Here is an 18,793-nt window from a genome sequence, read left to right as displayed (position 1 = left end):
GAATTCTTGTCGCGAGGTCCTGGGCGGAATGACTTGAGAGAACACGCAGCAATGTCCGCACAACGGGCAGTGCCTGAGATCGGCTGCTGTCGCGAACCTGGGCTGTCGCTGCGTCGCAGTGGGCTGGTCGTCGCTGCCCAATCGCTCACCGTGCATTTCATGCCCTGCCGGTCCTTCCCGACTGTCAAATGATTTCTTCCGCCTGCATAACCCGTGCCCGGCCCCGGCCCCGGCCCCCAATGCTGGCGAACCGAACATCCCATGTCTTTCAAGGAAAACCTCGCCCTCCGAAAGGGCGAGGTCGGTGCCGTCCTGGCTGTTATTTCGCCCAACGGCCCTCATATTTGAACTCCGGGGCGGCCTTGAGTTGGTCCTTGGTCGCGTCCATGGTTGCCGACCACTTCTTGTCGGCCTCGGAATAGTTCACCGATACGCTTTTCGGAGAGACGACGACGTAGTGTGTGCCGATGCCGAGGAAGCCCCCGACAGAAACGACATATCCCGATAGTGCTCCCTCGGAAATCACAAGATCCTTGATCTCGCCGATATTGTCCTTGGCACTATTGGAAATGTTTAAGCCGATGAGGTTGCTGCTCAGGACATCGGTCGGCTTTGCCAGAACAAATGTCTCTGTTGTCGTAGCGGTGGCGGTTTGGGCAAGCGCAGGAATTGCAAACAATGGAAGCATGGCGGCGGCAATAAACATCTTACGCATATATAACTCCTAGTTTTATGCATCTAATGAGAATACATAAACCATTGCATAAGGTAGAAAGTTCCAAATTATTTTCAATTTTATTTGGAGAGGACTCAAATCGGCCGGAAGCCAGCTGGCGCCGCATCGCGTGCCTTCGGCTCGGCGTCAGCCAGGGATCGTTAGGCGCGTTTCGAACGCTTGCCCCTCTGCTCCATCATGAATTCGGCCATCCAGGCTCATGTTTGAATTTCAATGCAACCGCCCCGACGAGAATCCCCGTTGTTACTCACGTCAAAAGCGTGGGCCTGAAATAGGAGAACATTCATCGTTTGGAGAGGGCGAGACCCTTCTCGAGCAGCAACCCGCCCTAATCTGAAAATGTCACGCCAGCTGCAGATCCTGTCTCGGCTTCGAAGCGCACATGTCCATTCTTGGTCTATTTGAGGTTTGGATGTCAGAAGTGGCCTTCCATCACCCGATTTCGTTCAAGCTTGGACACCGTTGGGCTGTCGTCATCTGGTCGGTCTAACAGGCTTTGGATTTCCTTGACAATCGCTGGCCCGAAGGGGGTGAAGATCTCTGCGTAGTGACGCGCTCAGCCTGCTCGAGGGCTTGAACGGCGGGCGAAAAACCAAGGAAGCTCGCTATGCATTCATCGATCATCGATGCGCTGGGTGAGGCAGGGCTGGAGCCAGCGTTCGAATTCGGGTTCATGTCGGCGATGACCGGCAACTCGCGCCAGGGAATATCTACCTAAAAAGCAAAAAACGGGGAGGCACGGTTTGACCTCCTCGCATTCGGATGCTCTCACGGCATTACACGCATATCCGCTTCTTTGCACGCCTCGACGAAAGCCCCGCGAGCTTGGTCTGGCTGGGCAGCGCCTGCCATGACATCGAGGCACGCTCGCTGAGCGTCGATGCAAGCGAGCTTGGCCAGTTCGTAACACTTACTTTCGACAACGGGCCAATACTCGAAAAGATAGGTCGCGGCCTGATCAGCGCCTGCGATCGCAAGAGCTTTCACCTCGACAGGTTGAGAGAAGCTGGCATGTTCCATATCGCACCTCCTGGTAGCCAACACCGGGGAGAGGCGATCGTTCCTGGGAGCGGCTGGGGCTAGAGCATGCCAGCTTCGCGCCTGCGTTCAAAATCCGCTGCATTGAGCATGGCGAGAAGATCACCGGCTTCCTCCACCTCGAAACCTGTGGCTTCGAAGCCGTCGACCATTGCTGGCAAGCCTGTAAACACGTCGAAAAACAGTCCACGTGTCGTCTTCTTCGGCCCGAAGATCGTAGCGTCGTTCCATAATCGGCAACATGGCACGAATGGCGGGAAGGTCTAGTGCCCTAAATCGTATTTCTTTTGTGACCCGCTTGAAACCTAAGGCAGAAGGTGCATGGCTGCCGCAATAATTGCTGCAGCAATGCATAGGGCGAGAAGCATCAAAGCAAAAGACACCTGACGAGCCGCTTCCTTTCTCGAAACACTTATGAATGACACGGTCTTCGCCAGCTTTCGCGCGGGCGGCAAATCAACAGGCATAAGGCCTCGCTAGTGACGGGCTACAAGATTGCAATCCCAGCCGGCCATACCCTAATAAGGACCTTGCTCGCCTTATAGCCTAGGCATTTACCTAGATGTCGCTGAGGCTTCGATATCCACCCGGCGTTGGCTTACCGATACTGGCAGACGCGTTTCCCAAGCAAGTTGCTATAATGGCACCTGCTGCCGCGATGTCGTGGCCTGGTTACGTCCGCGACGACAGCGCCAGCCGCAGCGCCGATAGCTCCGCCAACAATCGCACCGCCGGCAGAACGAGTAGCGACACCACCGATGAGCGCGCCACCCGCGCCGCCGAGAAGCGCGCCCTTGGACATACGCGTATCTCTGGCATTGGCACACGCAGCGACAGACAGCGCTACAACGCACAGTATGATGATATTTTTCATGTCGGTCTTCCGGTCAAGGCATCGAAATGCACATGCGCGGATCATCAATCCGATCCGCTCTGAGACGACTTTATCCCCGAACCGATGCCCGGGAAGAGGATCGGAAACTACTCAGAGCAACCCCGATCCGCGTCGACCAAGGATCCGAGTTCATCTCCCGCCACCTCGATCTCTGGGCCTACCAGAAGGACATCGTGCTCGACTTCTCGCGGCCGGGCAAACCGACCAAAAACTCGTTTATCGAGTCATTCAATGGCAAGTTTCGTGCAGAGTACCTGAACGCCCATTGGTTCCGGACGCTTGACGACGCCCGCCAGAAGATGGAGCAATGGCGTAGGAACTACAGCGAAGTTCGTCCTTATAGCGCCATCGGCACCAAGGTGCCGATGGCGCTGACAAATGGCTCTGGCGCATCCCATCCGCCATGAGCCTCAGCCCGGAAAATCTTCCAGCTGGGCGGTTCAAATTCTGGGAGCACCTCACCTACTCATACGGATCGTCTGTCACATTCTTTCAGAAGATGTTCGGACTCCTCCAGCGAAATACGCAGGCATCAAGGGCAACTGTGGCGGGCCCCATCATATCCCAAATAGGTGCCAGTGGCCCTGTTATACGATCTGAAGCGGGCAGCACAGGAATTTCCGGGCGCTCCATGGTGGTCCATCGCTCTACCCATCAGGGCACCTGCAGCCAACCCCAGAATGCCGGCCCCAACGATGGCGCCGGTATTATCATCTTCGCCGTCGTAATACCCCCCGCCATAGTAGCCCCCTCCTCTCCTGCCATAATAGCCTCGTCCCCCTCGATAATGATGCCCGCCCTGAAGGAACCTCTGACCTCCGCTGTGAAATCCATGACCTCCACCGTGGAACCCATGACCACCGGGCGCATGCCTCAATATGCCGGGATTGCGAGCCTCTGCCGGAGCCGGGCTCATCAAACCGGCGATACCGATGGTCGCGGCGAAAACGCTCGTGAGTATTTTACGCATCACTCAGATCCTTTCATATAAGATAATTATAAAGCCATATTATTACTTATTGATACAGGAATTATTTCTAAGATATACTATACATCACCCTTTATTTCCAAATATCATTAAAAATATTAAATATAATATCCGTATGAATTTAAAATAATATCACAAAAGTACTAAAAATTGAGCTCAATAATACGTTACTTTCTGTATATTTTTCGCCTAAATTTCTGCGAATATTAAGTTATGTTTACTTGGATATCGTCCTGACGGCCCCCTCTCGGATAAGCAGTTGGTCGACACGCCGGGAAGACCCAGGCGCTTGAGCAGTAATGGGAGCCTGGCGAGCCTATTTGGGAACGCGTTGGCTAGCCGCACCTATATCGAGAAATGACATCGGGAATACTACCCAGACGGTCATCGCCTCGCCTATCTGATCCACTCACCCGCCACAGCTTCGGCGGTGTCCTCGATGAGGCATGTACCGCAATGCCCGCGGCGTGGAGGCATGCAGATCCCGGCTTGTCCCTCGACGCTTCGAGACCGCGACTGTCGAGTGTATGTCGTTGGCAAAAACGATTGCAGGATCGGAAATTACCCAGATACGCCTGCCAGCGTGCTTGATCGCAGTTACCTCTGCATTGATGCGGCAGGCCTTCGATCCAAGCGAGAGATTGACGAGGAACCGGCGTTTTCATGAGATCTTCGAGAGCGTGCCGGAATGAATAATTTGCGATTCTACCCGTTGGCTCTTGGTGCTCGGAGGAGGACCGACTCCTCATCGCGGAACCTGAGAGCCCTCGCGCGCTTTAGGTAGATTCCGATTCTGTGATATTCGAGAGTTTACGAGTATACTTACTTTTTTGGAGGTCACCGCTCCATCGCCGATCAAAATACAAATACTTGCTAATTCCTCTCTTGCTTGAAATGCATCTGTATACATTCTTCACGAATATTTTCTCGCCGTCACGGTACGGGATAGCTTCAGCCGATAGTCCCGGTTCCAGGACCCGGCGGGGACGCAAGCCCTCTCCCCATCGTCGCTAGGCTTAATCTATCAGGGCTGGCCTCGATCCGGTTCGTAACCTCGACGAAAGCACAGGTAGATGCTCTCTGCCTCGGATATTTGGTGCCCCTAGTCGCCTTTTTCCAGCCACCCAGCGGTGCTCGCCTTCCCGCTGCCACGTCACGGAGCATCGGCGCGGCGTCCGAAATCCGCAACGGTTTGGAGGAGGAGTGAAATGGATCTCCGCCTTTGCTTGCCGGTTGCGGCCGTCATCGCCACAGTTTCGACGTTCGGATATACGGCTCATATACTTCGAGTATCGGCCACAGACCGAGTCAATCTCAAGGCCGAGAGAACGCATAGTGTCGTCGTAGAAAAGACCGCACAGTCGCGTGAGGTCGCTGCCAAAGTCTTGATGATTGCGACAAGGCCAGCGTCATGCGTGACCTTCAGAAGCGCGGCATTTTCCAATTCGATAATGCGACACACGGCCTGCTCAAGAAAAGAATGCACAGAGACCATCAGGGGAGCGAGCGGAGTTTCACATGGCCAGGACAACCCTTGGATCAAGCCGTTCCGATATTCCCAACGGTAGAGATATGACAGTCACATGCAGCCCCTACTATAGGATGAGAGCTGATGTACAGAGATCTATGAAGAATCTACCTCCCGTTATTTCTATAAATAAAAATACAAGCCGCATCAGTACTGCTCTGGTCTGGCGTGAGATGAATAACTTGACTGTCGAGGATCTCGCTCGCAACGCGGATATCTCAATTGAAGAGGTCGCGAGCATCGAAGGTGGAAGTACTGACGCCCCACTCACCACCTACATCAAGATCGCCAAGGCTCTCAGGATCAACGTGGCTAAACTTCTTGACTTGGACAGGAATTCAAATTCCTGACGCACGCCGATCTTCTTGCTTTTTGAGCTTTTCCCGGCCCTTAGCAAGTGTCCGGCGCAGTCATGTTGACATTCCGATCGGAATTTCCAGCCAGATCAGCAGGTTCTAAGATTCGGGCCCCCCCTGACCCGCAGCACTCCTTCAGCCAGACCATGATCCGTCACTTCGGCATGGCAAGGCGCTGCTCTTCCACGTTAAAAGCCGCATCGACAGGGATGGGGTGCCAGGAAAGAGTTATCTTAAATGAAGACGCTGATCGTAATACGCCTCATGCTAAAGATCATGGTGCAGGACTGAGTGCGATTGTGGGAATAAGCGAACCTACAGAGGTGGCTCTCGAATTTTCTGCTTGCCTGCCGTGTTCTTGGTAATTCGCCAACTTGAAGGGATACGTCCCGTTGAACGCAGGCTATCGCAGTACGGTCCTGAAGCGGTCTGCCGTCTGGGCAGTCGTGGTTGCACTGCCACTCTCGGCTTGCGCCGATCACGCAAACCTGTCGGTGGCCGCCGGCTCAGGCCCCTCCCCACAATTGCCGCCGCAGAAAACCACACTCCTGCCGACACTCAAGATTGCCCCTGCCAGAGGTTGGGCTTCCGGCGCGGCTCCAATCGCTGGCAAGGGAGTGAGCATAACCGCGATTGCCCGGGGGCTGGAGCATCCTCGCTGGCTCTACGTCCTGCCGAATGACGACATCCTCGTCGCCGAGACCAATGCGCCACCAAAACCGGAGGATTCCAAAGGATTGAAGGGATGGGTCACAAAGCTGGTGATGAAGAGGGCCGGTGCCGTCACGCAGAGCGCCAACCGTATCTCGTTGCTGCGCCGGCATCCCGGACGCGAGACCTATGACCGCTTCATTCTCATGGACGGCCTCAACTCGCCTTTTGGCATGGCGCTGCTCGGCGATGGACTCTATGTCGCGGATAGCGATGCGCTGTTGCGGTTTCCGTTTCGGCTCGGACAGACACGCGTCAACGACGCCGGAGTGAAGGTCACGGATTTGCCGGCCGGGTCCATCAACCACCATTGGACCAAGAACGTCGTTTCCAGCGCGGACGGTAGGACACTCTTTGTGGCCGTCGGCTCCAACAGCAATGCCGGCGAGAATGGCATGGCTGCCGAAAGCGGCCGCGCGGCGATCTGGGCCGTCGATCCGAGGACCGGGAGCCATACGATTTTTGCCTCAGGCCTGCGTAATCCGGTCGGGATGGGCATCGAACCCAGGACAGGAGCCCTATGGGCTGCCGTTAACGAGCGCGATGAACTCGGCAGCGACCTGGTGCCCGACTATATGACCCGGGTGCGCCGAGGCGCCTTCTATGGCTGGCCGTATTCCTACTATGGGCATCATGTCGACCCGAGGCCGCAGCCGCCGCGGCCAGACCTGGTTGCCAAGGCCATCCCTCCGGATTACGCGCTGGGACCGCATACAGCGTCACTCGGCCTAGCATTTGGCGAGCATGGCGCCTTCATTGGCCAGCACGGTTCCTGGAACCGCAATCCGCCCAGCGGCTACAAGGTGATCTTCGTTCCCTTCCACAAAGGCAGGCCCTCCGGTCCGTCCAGAGACGTATTGACGGGATTTCGGGATGAACACGGGAACGCCTATGGAAGACCTGTGGGCGTGGCGATCGATGGCAAAGGCGCTCTGCTGGTGGCGGATGATGTCGGAAACACGGTATGGCGTGTATCGCCTGCGTTGCCCACCAATTGATATCCAGGTTGGTTGAGCTGGAGGAAGAGGCTTTGCCGGTGGCGGCGCCTTAACCGGTTAGAGCGGGCAGAGTGGAACGATATTTGAGAGACATGACCGACGGCTCGCGCCGGTTAAGGCGACGCCCCCCATCAGCGCTGCGCGAGTTCAGTGACTAGTTTCGACGGCCAAGCCTTGCAGCTTTCCAGTACGCGAACCCATCCGGGAAATAGCATGGTTGGGTACCCTTTGCCTGCGGAACGGTAACCGCATCCGGTGCCGATATGCATCGTGGGCCTCGGCAATGGGCAATAACCTCGTTGTCGCGCAACAACTCAAAACAAACGCTCTTCCAGCTCTTCGTAAGGCATATTGATGGCGGGGACATTGATATTGGCAGCGGGAATGGATGGAAACAGGGAGGCATCGCAAACACGCAGTCCGTCGAGCCCCTTCACCCGGCCCTGGGCGTCCGTAATGGCCAGGGGGTCCCCGTTCGCGCCCATCCGGCAAGTTCCGCAAGCATGCTTCACACCAGTGACAGCCTCGTCGAGGAAACCATTCAGGGCGACTTCATCGCCGACCATGCGCTCCAGCAGGGTGTCCGTGAGCGGACCGCCCAGATCGAGCAGCATGCCGGCCAGGCCGGTGAGAGCCGTGTTGCGCAGGCTCGGAAAGCCGAAGCGCCGCGCGCGATCGGAAAGGCGCGCCGCCGGGACCCTTGTGCGCGTCCCTTGCTTCTCCAGCGCGCGCAGGACGCCCGCGCCCAGGCGGAAGGCATCGGAAAGTCGCACCCGGTCACGCTCATCGCTCATCATTCGAAAGTCGACATGCATGCCGGGCATGCCCTCGGCCTGTCTCACGAGACCGACCGTACCGCTCGAATAGAATTTGTCGACCCAGAAGAACAGCAACCGGCACGAGGCAGGCGCGAGCGCGCCGGCAGGTGACAGATCAGGCCTGATGAGGAGTGTTCGAGCAGGCTCTTTCCCACCCCCGGCTCGTCGAGAATGGGAGCAAGCCCGAACTCCTTAAGTTGTTCGGCCGATCCCACGCCGCTCTGCTGGCGAACTTCCGCCTCACGAACCGGGCAAGCGAGTCACATGGGAATGCCATCATGAAGCACCGGGCCGTCTTCAAGGCCATCCGATTGCGCGAGCCCGAGGCTGCCCGGCAGGCGATGATATAGCCCGCGATGAGATCACCGAAGCGTTGCGCAAGGCCAAGACCTAGACCCTATAGCATTGGTCAACCGAAGACGTGGGCCGATCCTGCATCGAACCGCAGCCACGCGGCGTCTCCACGCCCCAGGCTGGCAATGGCCTCGTGGCCGAACGGCAACCGCACGGACAATTCGTCACCCCTGCCCGTCCTGGTCACGACGTGAATGTTGTTGCCCAGGAAGGTGATGTCGCTGACCGTGACGGGCAGTCCCCGTTCCTGCTGGGTCTTCGACAGGAACAAGCGCTCCGGACGCAACATGACGGAGGCTTTGCTGCCCGTGGAGGCCAAACCGTGTACCGGCACATCGGACACCGTCATCGAATCGCAGATCGAAATATCGGCGCGGCCTGTGGTGGTCGAAAGCACGTCGCAGGGCAGGAAATTACTGTCGCCTATGAATTCGGCCACGAAGCGCGTCGCCGGATTGGCGTAAAGTTCCGGCCCGGTTCCGATCTGGTCGATCACGCCCTTGGAAAAGACGGCAATGCGATCGGACAGGCGCAGTGCCTCCTCCTGATCGTGTGTCACATAGAGGATCGTTACGCCGGTCTGCTGATGGATGCGCCGGATCTCGTACTGGATTTCCTCGCGAAGCTTCTTGTCGAGCGCAGACAGGGGTTCGTCCATCAGAAGGACCGGCGGATCGTAGGCTAATGCCCTGGCGAGCGCCACGCGCTGCTGCTGGCCGCCCGACATGTTCGCCGGCTTGCGATCCTCATAGCCCTCCAGCCGGACCAGCCGCAGCATCTCCTTGACCTTGGCATCGACCTCGGCCTTGGGCTTGCGCCGGACCTTGAGTGGAAAGGCGATGTTTTCGCCGACGGACAGATGCGGAAACAGGGTGTAGCGCTGAAACACCATGCCGATATTGCGCCGATGAGAAGGGGTGGACAGCAGGGTCGTCCCGTTCAGCCTGATATCGCCAGCCGTCGGGTTGTCGAAGCCGGCAAGAATGTAGAGCGTCGTGCTCTTGCCCGAGCCGGAGGGACCGAGAAAGGTGAGGAATTCGCCCTTCTCGACCTCGAGATTGACGTTCTGAACCGCGACGACCGCTCCGTATTCCTTGCGGATGCCTTGGATTTGCAGGAAGGGCTGCGTCATGATTTCAATCCTTTGCGCACAAGTGCGACAAGCGCCATGAGGACCAGGGTCAACAGGATCAGCAGTGTCGAAGCCGCCGCGACGACCGGTGTCAGATCCTGGCGCAAGGTCGCCCAGACCTTGACCGGCAAGGTCTGCAGAGTGGGGCTCGCCATGAAGATCGCCACCACCACCTCGTCCCACGAGGTCAGGAAGGAGAAGATGGCGGCCGAAAACAGGCCGTGGCTGATCGAAGGCAATGTGATCCTGATCTTCGCCTCGAGCGGCGACGCTCCGCACAGGATGGCCGCGTCCTCAATCGACTTGTCGAAACCCTCGAGCGCACTGCTGATCGAGAGGATGGAGAAGGGCAGCGCGAGCACCAGATGGGAAATCACGAAACCCGTCATGGTGCCGTTCAGCCCGATCTTCAGGAAAAAGGCATAGAGGCCGACGGCCAGCACCACCACCGGCAGGATCATCGGCGTCAGGAACAGGGCCTTCAGCCCTTCGCGGAACCAGAAGCGGCCGCGCACCAGGCCGAAGGAGGTGACGAGTCCCAGCAGAACAGAAAGCACCGTCACGATGGCCGCGATCTTGAAACTGGTCCAGGCCGACTGCAGCCAGCGGGGATCGGCGAACAGATCCGAATACCATTTCAGCGTCCAGCCCGGCGGCGGAAAGATCAGCCATTGCGACGAGCCGAACGACAGGGCCGCGATGAACAGGATCGGCAGGAGCAGGAAAGCAGCCGTCAGGGCGGTGATGGCGAGCAGGACAAATTTCCACCAGCCCAGGCGTTCGAAATTCAGCAGCATGCTAGCGCCCTCCCGGATTCTGGCCGCCGAAGAACCGCAGTTGCACAGCATAAAGCGCGAGCGTGACGACGAGGAGTACCAGCGCCGCTGCCCCGCCCATGCCCCAATTGACCAGCGATTGCACGAACTGGGCGATGAGTTCCGCCAGCATCATGTTGGCCGTACCGCCAAGCAGCGCGGGGGTGACGAAATAGCCGAGCGACATCACGAAGACCATGAGCGCGCCCGCAACCATGCCCGGTAGCGCCAGCGGCAGGAGAACGCGCGTCAGCGATTGCCAGCGCGTGGCGCCGCATAGGGCCGCAGCCTGAAGAATTGCCGGATCGATCTTCCGGATCACGCCGTAGAGCGGCAGTACGATGAAAGGCAGCATGATGTAGACCATGCCGATCGTCACGCCGACGAGATTGTTGACCAGGGCGAGCGGCTTGTCGATAAGGCCAAGGCTCATCAGCAGCTTGTTGATCACGCCGGTGCGCTGCAACAGCACCATCCAGGCATAGGTGCGGGCGAGCAGGTTCGTCCACATCGACAGCAACAGGATCGCAAAGACGAGGGCGGCGAGCTTCTTGGGCATGATTGCCAAGGCCCACGCCACGGGAAAGCCGATGGTGAGCGACACGATCGTCACCACCGCCGACACCAGGAACGTGTTGAGGAAAATCCGCAGATAGGTGGAGGAACCCAGCAGTTCGGCGTAGTTGCCGAAACCGGCTACGGGCTCGAGGACACTGCGCAGCAGCAATAGGGCTACGGGCACGACGAAGAAAAGGGCGACGAAGACAAGGGCCGGCATGATCCAGGCCAAGCCTCGCGGCCGCGCCGGAAGCGAAACGGCCAGCGCCGCGGCGCTGGCTTGTATCTGCTGGGACATGGCCGTCCTTTCCGCATGGAGCTACGTCGGAATATGGGTGCCGTGGAGCAAAACCCGTCCTGTCAATGTTCGAGGTTTCCACCGAACCTCGAACGCCCTGGACAGGAGACAGGTGGGAGGGATCGCCCCTCCCCTCCGGGGCCGATGCGATCTACTTTGCCTGCCAGGCGTACCAGCGCTCGCCGATCGCATCGCGGTTGGTAGCCCAATAGGCCATGTCGGCGTTGATCTGGCTCGCCTTCTGCTGATCCGGAAGTGTCTTGACCGTCTCCGCATCCATGATCTTGGCGGAATCGAGATTGATCGGGGCATACCCCGTCGCAGCAGCCATATCCGCCTGGGCCTGGGCCGAGGTAGCGAAGGCGATGAACTGCATGGCAGCATCCTTGTTCTTCGTGCCCTTGGGCACGACGAGCGAATCCGCTGCCGTGATGTTCTGCTCCCAGGAAGTCTCGACCTTGACGCCGGTCTTCGCCAGAGCCGTCATGCGCCCGTTCCAGACGCTGCCGAACGGCGCTTCCGCGGATGCGATGAGCTGCTGCGATTGCGCACCGCCCGACCACCAGATGATGTCAGCCTTGATGGTATCGAGCTTCTTAAACGCGCGATCGAGGTCCAGCGGGTAGAGCTTGTCCGCGGGCACGCCGTCAGCCAGCAGGGCGGCTTCGATGACGCCCGGCGCCGACCATTTGTAGAAGGTACGCTTGCCGGGAAACTTCGTCGTATCGAACAGATCCGCCCAGGTCTTCGGGCAGGTCGCAACCGCATCGGCATTGCAGCCGATCACGAAGGAATAATAGAAGCTGCCAACCGAATAGTCGGTCACGAAGCGCGGGTCGAGCTTGGACTTGTCGATGACGCCGAAGTCGAGCTTTTCGAGCAAGCCTTTCGGACCGGCCTGCGCAGCGTAGTCACCTTCGACGTCGACCACGTCCCAGGTGACGCTGTTGGCCTCGACCATGGCCTTGATCTTGCCGTAGTCGGTCGGGCCGTCCTGCACGACATTGACCCCGGCCTTGGCCGTGAACTTGTCCGCCCATGCCGCCTTCTGGGCATCCTGGGTGGTTCCACCCCAGCTCGAGAAGACCAGGTCCGCTGCGGCTGCAGGCGAAGCCATGATCAGCAATACCGCACAGGCGGCGACTATCGACGTCGATTTCATGTTCCCACGCTCCGGTTGTCAGGGCTCTTGTCTGGATGCGCCATGGTGACCGGCCACCTTCGAAGGGGAGAAGGCAGCCGGTTTCATGATCTTGTTTTCGGCGATTTCAATGAGGTCGCGGATTTTTGGCAGGAAGGCCTGCCAGCGCGGATCGGCGGCGAGCGAGGCCCGGCGCCGTTCCCGGTCATCGAGGCTCGTATAGGCCCAGATATGCATGATTTCGTTGATCGGCCCGATCTCGGAGAAGAAATAGCCGACCAGATGCCCCAGATGCTCCTTCTGGATCGCGATGCCTTCCTCCTCGACGACCTTGAGGTAAACGGGCACGGCACCGTTCCTGAGCCTGTATGTGCGCACCTCGTAGTACATGGTGTCACCGCATCACGAAGGGATCGGGGATGGGATCGTCGGAGGTTCGGAGCCAGACCGTCTTTGTCCGGGTATAGTCCAGCGCCGCGGCCATGCCGCCTTCGCGGCCATGCCCGGAAAGCCCGAAGCCACCGAAAGGCGCGATCGGCGAAACGGCGCGGTAGGTGTTGACCCAGACGACGCCGGCCCGAATGCCCTTCATCAGGCGATGGGCACGCGTCAGGTTCTGGGTGAACACGCCCGACGCCAGCCCATAGACGGTGTCATTGGCGAGACGCAGGGCTTCCTCTTCGGTCTCGAAGGAGACGATGGAAAGAACCGGCCCGAAGAATTCTTCCGCCAGCGACGGCGAATCCACGCCGTCACAATCAAGAATGGTGGGAGGATAATAGAAGCCCTCCCCTTCGGGCACCCGGCCGCCGGTAACGATCCTGGCACCCATCGCGGACGAGCGCTCGACCAGCGCGTCGATATGCTGGCGCTGGCGCGCCGTGGCGAGGGGCCCGACCTCGGTTGCCATGTCGAGCGGGCTGCCGATGCGCACGGCTTCGGCCTTGCGCTTGAGAAGGGCGACGAAGCGGTCCTTGACGCTTCTCTCGACGATCAGGCGCGAGCCGGCCACGCAGGACTGGCCGGTTGCCGCGAAGATCCCCGCGACCTGGGCATTGGCCGCGCTTTCAAGATCGGCATCGGCAAACACGATGAGGGGCGACTTGCCGCCCAGTTCCAGCGAGGTGGAGGCCAGATTCTCGGCGGAGTTGCGCACGACATGGCGCGCAGTTTCCGGCCCTCCGGTAAAGGCCACATGGGCGATCTTGGGGTGCCGCCCGAGCGTCGCGCCGCAGGAAGGGCCAAAACCGGTGATGATGTTGACGACCCCCGGTGGGAATCCGGCGTCATGCACCAGCCGGGCGAATTCCAGGAGCGGCGCCGGCCCGTCCTCGGAGGCCTTCAGCACCAGGGTGCAGCCGGCGGCGAGCGCCGGGCCGACCTTGACGGCAGATAGGAAGAGCTGGCTGTTCCAGGGCACGACCATGGCGACCACGCCGATCGGTTCACGACGCAGCCAGACCTCCATGTCCGGCTTGTCGATCGGCAGATAGGCCCCCTCTATCTTGTCGGCGATGCCGGCATAATAGCGGTAATACTCCGCGACATAGGCGATCTGGGCGGAGGTCTCGCGGATGATCTTGCCGGTGTCGCGGGTCTCGAGTTCGGCCAGCCTGGGCGCGTTGGCGGCGACGAGATCGGCCAGCTTGTAAAGCAGCTTTCCACGCTGGGTAGCCGTCATCGCCGGCCAGGGGCCTTCGTAAAGCGCCCTGTGTGCGCTCTCGACCGCCCGGTCGACGTCGGCCTCGCGCGCTTCGGGCATATACGCCCACGCGGTGCCCGTTGCCGGGTCGATACTTTCGAAGGAAGCCTCGCCATCGCAAAAGGCCCCGTCGATGTAGAGCTGGAAACGCTGCATCGCCTCAATCCTTGAAGGCAGGCATGACGTCGGCGATGAAACGTTCGAGCGAAGCCTTCTTGCGCTCGAAACTCACGCCGGTATCGATCCAGAACGAATATTCGTCATAGCCCAGCGCCTCGTAGTGCTTGAGGCGGGCGATGATTTCGTCGACCGTGCCGAGCGCCAGATTGGCGCGCATGACTTCGGGCGAGAGCGTGGCGTTCGCCGCGATCTCCTCCTCGCTCAGCCGCTGGATCAGCCCCTGATGGATCGGCCGCTCATTCTTGAACCAGGCGAAGAAGTAGTTGTAGTAGACGCTCAGTTCCCGGGTCGCCTGCGCCACATCGGCCGCGTCCGCGCCGACATAGGTGTGCAGTAGGAGCATGATCTTCGGCCTGGGGACCTCGGGCGCCTTGGCACGGGCCGCCTCGAAGCGTTCCATCAGGCTTTCGATCTCCCGATCGCCGTTCCAGAGCGGGGTGACCTGCACATTGCAACCATTGACGACTGCAAACTCATGGCTGTTGGGGTCACGGGCGGCGACCCAGACCGGTACCGGATCCTGCAATGGTTTGGGCGCGGAGGTGGTGGCCGGGAATTTCCAGAACTCGCCCTCATGGGCATAATCCCCAGCCCAGATACCTCTGACGGCGGGAATGAGTTCGCGCATGCGCTGGCCGGCCTGCCAGGCATCGAGACCGGGCAGCAGGCGTTCATATTCAAAGGAGTAGGCGCCGCGTGCGATGCCGAGGTCCAGACGCCCATCGCTGATCAGGTCCGCCATCGCGGCCTCGCCGGCCAGCTTGATCGGATGCCAGAACGGCGCGATCACCGTGCCGGTGCCGAGGCGGACATGGCTGGTGCGCCGTGCCAGATCGGCAATGGTGACGAAGGGGTTGGGCGCAATGGTGAAATCCATGCCGTGATGCTCGCCGGTCCAGATGGCGTGCATGCCTCCCTTGTCGGCGATTTCACACAGCGCCACGAACTCGTCATAGAGCTGCTTGTGGGTCTGGCCGGCATCCAGACGCTCCATATGGACGAACAGCGAGAACTTCATGGGCGGGCCCCCTTCATGGGAATGGAATGCACCTTGCCGGCCGTCTCGTTCCCGAAATAAACGCCGAAATTGCCGATGGAGCTTTCCAGGGCAAAGCGCGAGAGGATGTCAAAAGTGGCCTGGTCCTTGACCTCGCCTGCCCCGATCGCGTCCGGGCGGACGAACCGTCCTGTCCGTGGCTCGCCCTCGCCGGCAAAGGCACGGTAGACGATGTGCTGGCAGCCCGACGTCTTGTCCTCATAGACCGAATAGAGGAAGCCGATCGTAACGGGCAGCCCTGTCAGGTTCCCGAGATGGTTCGCCAAGACCTCGGTGGGATTGCCATCGCCGCCCAGGCAGGCCGGCAAGATCATCGGCCGGTCGCCGAGCAGCAGCACCTCACCCTCGCGCTCGAGAACGGCGGCGAATTCGATCTTGCCCTCGGCCGCAGCCGATACCGCCCTGGCGGACAGGTTGGGCGTGAAGTAGCCGCCGCGCGCATAGCCCAGGCCGTTCAGGCCGGAATTATCGAAAGCAAGGATTCGCCCGACGAGGATGACATGGTCTCCGGCCTCGACCACCTCGTGCATCGCGCACTCGAACCAGGCCGATACCCCGGACAGGATAGGACAACCATTTTCGCCAACCCGCCAGTCCACTGTCGCAAAGCGATCATCGACCGGCCGTGCGAAGGTGTTGGACACATCCTTTTGCACCTCGGACAGAATATTGATGGCAAAGGAGGCCGCCCGCGTCATCGCCTCGTAATTGCGCGAGCTCCTGGCGAGGCAGACGAGCAAAAGGGGCGGATCGAGCGAGACGGACGTGAAGGAATTGGCCGTGAAGCCAATGGGTTTTGCGCCAGCGTCGTGCGTCGTCACCACGGTCACGCCGGTGGCGAAGGCACCGAAGGCATCCCGCAGTGCCTTGGGGTCGAAGTTTTGCGCGTTCATGCGGGCCTCTCCTCTGCCACCAGCCATTCCGCCAGGAAGGCATTGACCGCATCGGGCGCCGTCAGATTAACCATGTGGCGATGCCCCTCGATGATACGGGCCCATCCCTTCGGGGCGGCGGCAGCCATCGCCCTTGCCATCTCCGGCGTGGAATTGGGATCGCCCGAGGCGGTGAGGAAAAGCGCGGGGCAGGCCACCGAGGGCCAGCAATCGGCATATGCTTCATCTCCGCCGGCAAAGGCGGTGTAGGCGGCCGCATATCCTTCCGGATCGACCTGTTCGAGCCAGGTCCGGGTCAGGTCGCGTGCTTGGCGATTGTTAGGTTCGTCATCGAACCAGCGCGCCAGCGGGCCTTCCTTGTCGATGCCTGCCGCACGGATGGCCTCGGCCCGGGCCAGCACGGCCGCCTTCGCCTGACGATCACGCCGATAGACACCGTTCAGGCAAGCGACACGGGCGATAAGCCTGGGAACGCTGGCAACGGCGCCCCCCGAAATCATCGCACCCATGGAATGGCCGGCGAGGCTGACGCGATTGAGGTTCAGATCGCCGAGAAATCGGCCAAGCCAGGCGACAAAATCCGGGATGGCGCTCCCCGCTGGCAGCCTTTCGCTCTCGCCATGCCCGGGCATGTCCACGGCGATGACACGGTGCGTTTTCGAGAATTGCTCGATCTGGGGGGCCCAGGCTTCAAGACGCATGCCGACGCCATGGATGAGGACCAGCACGTCGCCCTTGCCCGCTTCGAAATAGGCGGCGCCCCTCGAACTCTTCTTGCGCGGGAGTGTCTCGCCCTGCGCCCGACCGATATCGGCGGATGTCGTCGCGGACTCAGTCTGCATGACGGCCCCGCTCGTTCAGACGCCGGCCGGATTGGTGACATCCTGTCCAAGATCCTTCAGATCCTGGTAGCGATCACCGATACGGTGATGGGGGCGCCCGCCAACGGAGGCGCCCAATGCCACGACGATCTCGTCAGCGGCAGGAGCATCCGCGATAGCGGTTTGAATGGTCAGGTAGTGGGAACGTCGCCCCTCATCATTCTTGTCCATCAGCGGGATCATGATGGGAGCATTGGCCGGGCCGCGTGTGTTGCAGAAGGCGAGATAGGATTTGGCACCAACTGCCTGACGATAATGATTGCCGAAGCGCAGCGTATGGATCAGGGCGGAGGCATGCTCAATCTCGCCGTCCAGTCCGACCACGGCGGACTTGCCGTAGCCTTCCACCGCCTCGCCAGAGCCGACCGCGTCAAGGATCATCTTGGTCAGCAATTCACCCAGGACGGGTGCGGCGGCATGGATCTCGGGCTTCAAATCATCGACGAAGCCTCTGCCCGCCCAGGGGTTCTTCACCACGGCCATGGCCGCGAAAAGCTTCAAGGGCGTGGAGGCAGCCCTGCCCCCCTCGATCAGCGTTGTTTCGACATGGAGCAATGTCTTGCGGACCTGAGCAGTCATGGCACGTCCTCACATAATCATGCTATCTTATGGTATACCATATTATCACGTGTCAATGCCTTGCCGGGATGATTTTTTGCGGCTACACCAAGACATGAGCAAGAACGCTGACAATCTCGCCGCCCTCAGAATCGAGAATCCGCCTGCGACATTGCGAGAGATCGCCCTCGACAGGATGCGGCGGGCGATCATCAATGGCCTCTTCGAGCCTGAGGAGCGGCTCGTCGAACGCACGCTGTGCGACCAGCTCGGCGTTTCCCGATCCGTCATTCGCGAGGTCATTCGCCATCTGGAAGCAGAGGGGCTGGTGACGATGCTCCTCAACAAGGGGCCGATCGTGGCACGGCTCGATTGGGACGATGCTCGCCAGATCTATGCCATTCGCGCTGCAGTTGAATCGACGGCCGTTGCCGACTGCGCCCGCCTCGCCGATGCGAACGTGAAGAGGCGGCTAAGGAAGGCACTGGACAATCTCGATCGCACGTCGCGGCAGCGTTCCCCGGCCGCCATCATCGACGCGACGACCGAGTTCTACAAGATCATCTTCGAAGCCGGTGGCCACAAGATCGCCTGGGATATCGTCAGCCGTCTGAACAGCCGCATCTCTAGGTTGCGCGTGATGACGCTTTCGACCGCCAATCGCATGGTCACCGGCCCGGCGCAGATACGCGAGATCTTCGACGCCATCGAGAAGAACGATCCGGACGCCGGAGCCGCGGCCTGTCGACGGCACATTTCGGCCGCTGCGACGATTGCCGAGGTGGTTTTGGGAGATATGCGGCCGAAAGCCTAGTGCTCTGAAGCGGACTACGAAGATGCGCTCGCCGAAGTCGAACGGCTTAGGGGAGCCGAAACCGGCACGCCCGAGGGTGGTCGCCTCGATGTCCTCGCGACTTTGATCGATGTCCAAGAGGCCAAGTATCATCCGATAGACCCGCCGGATGCGATGGAGGCAATCCGTTTCAACATGGAGCAAAGGGTCTCACCCGGAAGGGTCTTGAGCCAATGATCGGGCCGCGCAACCAGGTTGCGGATATCCTGAGCCGCCAGCGCAGCCTTGCGATCGAGATGATCCGGCCGGGCCGGTTCGACAAAGCCGCGTAAGAGGAACTGGCTCTGTTGCAAACTGGAAGCA

The 18,793-nt window shown here is 59.9% G+C and carries 18 protein-coding genes and 2 pseudogenes; 6 read left to right on the top strand and 14 right to left on the bottom strand.

Going from position 1 to position 18,793, the window contains the following annotated elements; all coding sequences use genetic code 11:
* Nucleotides 1–319 precede the first annotated feature (319 nt).
* Nucleotides 320–715, bottom strand: coding sequence for a PRC-barrel domain-containing protein (locus AB4037_RS26785; RefSeq protein WP_434960344.1), 396 nt, complete (start codon nt 713–715; stop codon nt 320–322).
* A gap of 789 nt (nt 716–1,504) precedes the next feature.
* A complete protein-coding gene (locus AB4037_RS26780; RefSeq protein WP_441773534.1) occupies nt 1,505–1,756 on the bottom strand; it encodes a DUF982 domain-containing protein in 252 nt (83 codons plus the stop codon).
* 658 nt (nt 1,757–2,414) lie between these two features.
* On the opposite strand from AB4037_RS26780, the gene AB4037_RS26775 reads away from it, so the two are divergent.
* Complete coding sequence (locus AB4037_RS26775; protein WP_434960341.1) at nt 2,415–2,711, top strand: hypothetical protein; 297 nt, start codon at nt 2,415–2,417, stop codon at nt 2,709–2,711.
* Between the two features lie 62 nt (nt 2,712–2,773).
* Nucleotides 2,774–3,076 (top strand): annotated as a pseudogene (locus tag AB4037_RS26770) (integrase core domain-containing protein); the annotation flags it as partial.
* Between the two features lie 125 nt (nt 3,077–3,201).
* On the opposite strand, the gene AB4037_RS26765 reads toward AB4037_RS26770, so the two are convergent.
* The gene (locus tag AB4037_RS26765) at nt 3,202–3,312 is read right to left on the bottom strand and encodes a BA14K family protein (protein WP_441773611.1); all 111 of its coding nucleotides are present in this window, start codon (nt 3,310–3,312) and stop codon (nt 3,202–3,204) included.
* 1,863 nt (nt 3,313–5,175) lie between these two features.
* Between AB4037_RS26765 and AB4037_RS26760 the strand changes: the two genes are divergently transcribed.
* Together AB4037_RS26760 and AB4037_RS26755 are read left to right on the top strand one after the other, a co-directional pair.
* A complete protein-coding gene (locus tag AB4037_RS26760) occupies nt 5,176–5,535 on the top strand; it encodes a helix-turn-helix domain-containing protein (RefSeq protein WP_441773533.1) in 360 nt (119 codons plus the stop codon).
* Nucleotides 5,536–5,933: 398 nt separating this feature from the next.
* Nucleotides 5,934–7,250, top strand: coding sequence for a PQQ-dependent sugar dehydrogenase (locus tag AB4037_RS26755; protein ID WP_441773532.1), 1,317 nt, complete (start codon nt 5,934–5,936; stop codon nt 7,248–7,250).
* Between the two features lie 314 nt (nt 7,251–7,564).
* Here the strand turns inward: AB4037_RS26755 and AB4037_RS26750 are convergent, their stop codons facing one another.
* Nucleotides 7,565–8,143: a GMC family oxidoreductase gene (locus tag AB4037_RS26750; protein ID WP_441773531.1), complete on the bottom strand. Its 579-nt coding sequence runs from the start codon at nt 8,141–8,143 to the stop codon at nt 7,565–7,567.
* A 56-nt stretch (nt 8,144–8,199) separates the two neighbouring features.
* On the opposite strand from AB4037_RS26750, the gene AB4037_RS26745 reads away from it, so the two are divergent.
* Complete coding sequence (locus AB4037_RS26745; protein ID WP_441773530.1) at nt 8,200–8,418, top strand: FCD domain-containing protein; 219 nt, start codon at nt 8,200–8,202, stop codon at nt 8,416–8,418.
* A gap of 59 nt (nt 8,419–8,477) precedes the next feature.
* Here the strand turns inward: AB4037_RS26745 and AB4037_RS26740 are convergent, their stop codons facing one another.
* From AB4037_RS26740 to AB4037_RS26695, 10 genes and pseudogenes are all read right to left on the bottom strand, one after another.
* Nucleotides 8,478–9,554: an ABC transporter ATP-binding protein gene (locus AB4037_RS26740; protein WP_441773529.1), complete on the bottom strand. Its 1,077-nt coding sequence runs from the start codon at nt 9,552–9,554 to the stop codon at nt 8,478–8,480.
* Nucleotides 9,551–10,351 (bottom strand): ABC transporter permease, encoded by an 801-nt coding sequence (locus tag AB4037_RS26735; RefSeq protein WP_434960336.1) that lies wholly within the window; start codon nt 10,349–10,351, stop codon nt 9,551–9,553. Before AB4037_RS26735 ends, AB4037_RS26740 begins: the two co-directional genes overlap by 4 nt.
* Nucleotide 10,352: 1 nt before the next feature.
* Nucleotides 10,353–11,144: pseudogene (locus AB4037_RS26730) on the bottom strand (ABC transporter permease); the annotation flags it as partial.
* Nucleotides 11,145–11,376: 232 nt separating this feature from the next.
* Complete coding sequence (locus tag AB4037_RS26725; RefSeq protein WP_441773528.1) at nt 11,377–12,387, bottom strand: polyamine ABC transporter substrate-binding protein; 1,011 nt, start codon at nt 12,385–12,387, stop codon at nt 11,377–11,379.
* 18 nt (nt 12,388–12,405) lie between these two features.
* Nucleotides 12,406–12,756, bottom strand: coding sequence for an NIPSNAP family protein (locus AB4037_RS26720; RefSeq protein ID WP_434960334.1), 351 nt, complete (start codon nt 12,754–12,756; stop codon nt 12,406–12,408).
* 4 nt (nt 12,757–12,760) lie between these two features.
* Nucleotides 12,761–14,224: an aldehyde dehydrogenase gene (locus tag AB4037_RS26715; protein WP_441773527.1), complete on the bottom strand. Its 1,464-nt coding sequence runs from the start codon at nt 14,222–14,224 to the stop codon at nt 12,761–12,763.
* 4 nt (nt 14,225–14,228) lie between these two features.
* Nucleotides 14,229–15,266 carry an LLM class flavin-dependent oxidoreductase gene (locus tag AB4037_RS26710; protein ID WP_434960332.1) on the bottom strand — a complete coding sequence of 346 codons (1,038 nt, stop codon included), beginning with the start codon at nt 15,264–15,266 and terminating at the stop codon, nt 14,229–14,231.
* Nucleotides 15,263–16,198: a flavin reductase family protein gene (locus AB4037_RS26705; RefSeq protein ID WP_434960331.1), complete on the bottom strand. Its 936-nt coding sequence runs from the start codon at nt 16,196–16,198 to the stop codon at nt 15,263–15,265. The genes AB4037_RS26710 and AB4037_RS26705 overlap by 4 nt, the downstream gene beginning before the upstream one ends.
* Nucleotides 16,195–17,040, bottom strand: coding sequence for an alpha/beta fold hydrolase (locus AB4037_RS26700; RefSeq protein WP_441773526.1), 846 nt, complete (start codon nt 17,038–17,040; stop codon nt 16,195–16,197). Before AB4037_RS26700 ends, AB4037_RS26705 begins: the two co-directional genes overlap by 4 nt.
* Before the next feature lie 15 nt (nt 17,041–17,055).
* The gene (locus tag AB4037_RS26695) at nt 17,056–17,658 is read right to left on the bottom strand and encodes an amino acid synthesis family protein (protein WP_434960329.1); all 603 of its coding nucleotides are present in this window, start codon (nt 17,656–17,658) and stop codon (nt 17,056–17,058) included.
* A gap of 94 nt (nt 17,659–17,752) precedes the next feature.
* Between AB4037_RS26695 and AB4037_RS26690 the strand changes: the two genes are divergently transcribed.
* Complete coding sequence (locus AB4037_RS26690; RefSeq protein WP_434960328.1) at nt 17,753–18,451, top strand: GntR family transcriptional regulator; 699 nt, start codon at nt 17,753–17,755, stop codon at nt 18,449–18,451.
* Nucleotides 18,452–18,793: the final 342 nt, after the last annotated feature.

The organism is Labrys sp. KB_33_2 (assembly GCF_052114505.1).
GTDB lineage: Bacteria > Pseudomonadota > Alphaproteobacteria > Rhizobiales > Labraceae > Labrys.
Note: the sequence above shows the minus strand (reverse complement) of the source record. Positions and strands in the feature narration are given on the sequence as shown.

Coding starts and splice junctions, on each gene's coding strand:
- AB4037_RS26780 (WP_441773534.1), bottom strand. CDS start 1,756: ATGGAACATGCCAGCTTCTCTCAACCTGTCGAGGTGAAAGCTCTTGCG.
- AB4037_RS26710 (WP_434960332.1), bottom strand. CDS start 15,266: ATGAAGTTCTCGCTGTTCGTCCATATGGAGCGTCTGGATGCCGGCCAG.
- AB4037_RS26715 (WP_441773527.1), bottom strand. CDS start 14,224: ATGCAGCGTTTCCAGCTCTACATCGACGGGGCCTTTTGCGATGGCGAG.
- AB4037_RS26705 (WP_434960331.1), bottom strand. CDS start 16,198: ATGAACGCGCAAAACTTCGACCCCAAGGCACTGCGGGATGCCTTCGGT.
- AB4037_RS26735 (WP_434960336.1), bottom strand. CDS start 10,351: ATGCTGCTGAATTTCGAACGCCTGGGCTGGTGGAAATTTGTCCTGCTC.
- AB4037_RS26740 (WP_441773529.1), bottom strand. CDS start 9,554: ATGACGCAGCCCTTCCTGCAAATCCAAGGCATCCGCAAGGAATACGGA.
- AB4037_RS26725 (WP_441773528.1), bottom strand. CDS start 12,387: ATGAAATCGACGTCGATAGTCGCCGCCTGTGCGGTATTGCTGATCATG.
- AB4037_RS26690 (WP_434960328.1), top strand. CDS start 17,753: ATGAGCAAGAACGCTGACAATCTCGCCGCCCTCAGAATCGAGAATCCG.
- AB4037_RS26775 (WP_434960341.1), top strand. CDS start 2,415: ATGGCACCTGCTGCCGCGATGTCGTGGCCTGGTTACGTCCGCGACGAC.
- AB4037_RS26720 (WP_434960334.1), bottom strand. CDS start 12,756: ATGTACTACGAGGTGCGCACATACAGGCTCAGGAACGGTGCCGTGCCC.
- AB4037_RS26700 (WP_441773526.1), bottom strand. CDS start 17,040: ATGCAGACTGAGTCCGCGACGACATCCGCCGATATCGGTCGGGCGCAG.
- AB4037_RS26785 (WP_434960344.1), bottom strand. CDS start 715: ATGCGTAAGATGTTTATTGCCGCCGCCATGCTTCCATTGTTTGCAATT.
- AB4037_RS26765 (WP_441773611.1), bottom strand. CDS start 3,312: ATGGACCACCATGGAGCGCCCGGAAATTCCTGTGCTGCCCGCTTCAGA.
- AB4037_RS26760 (WP_441773533.1), top strand. CDS start 5,176: ATGGCCAGGACAACCCTTGGATCAAGCCGTTCCGATATTCCCAACGGT.
- AB4037_RS26695 (WP_434960329.1), bottom strand. CDS start 17,658: ATGACTGCTCAGGTCCGCAAGACATTGCTCCATGTCGAAACAACGCTG.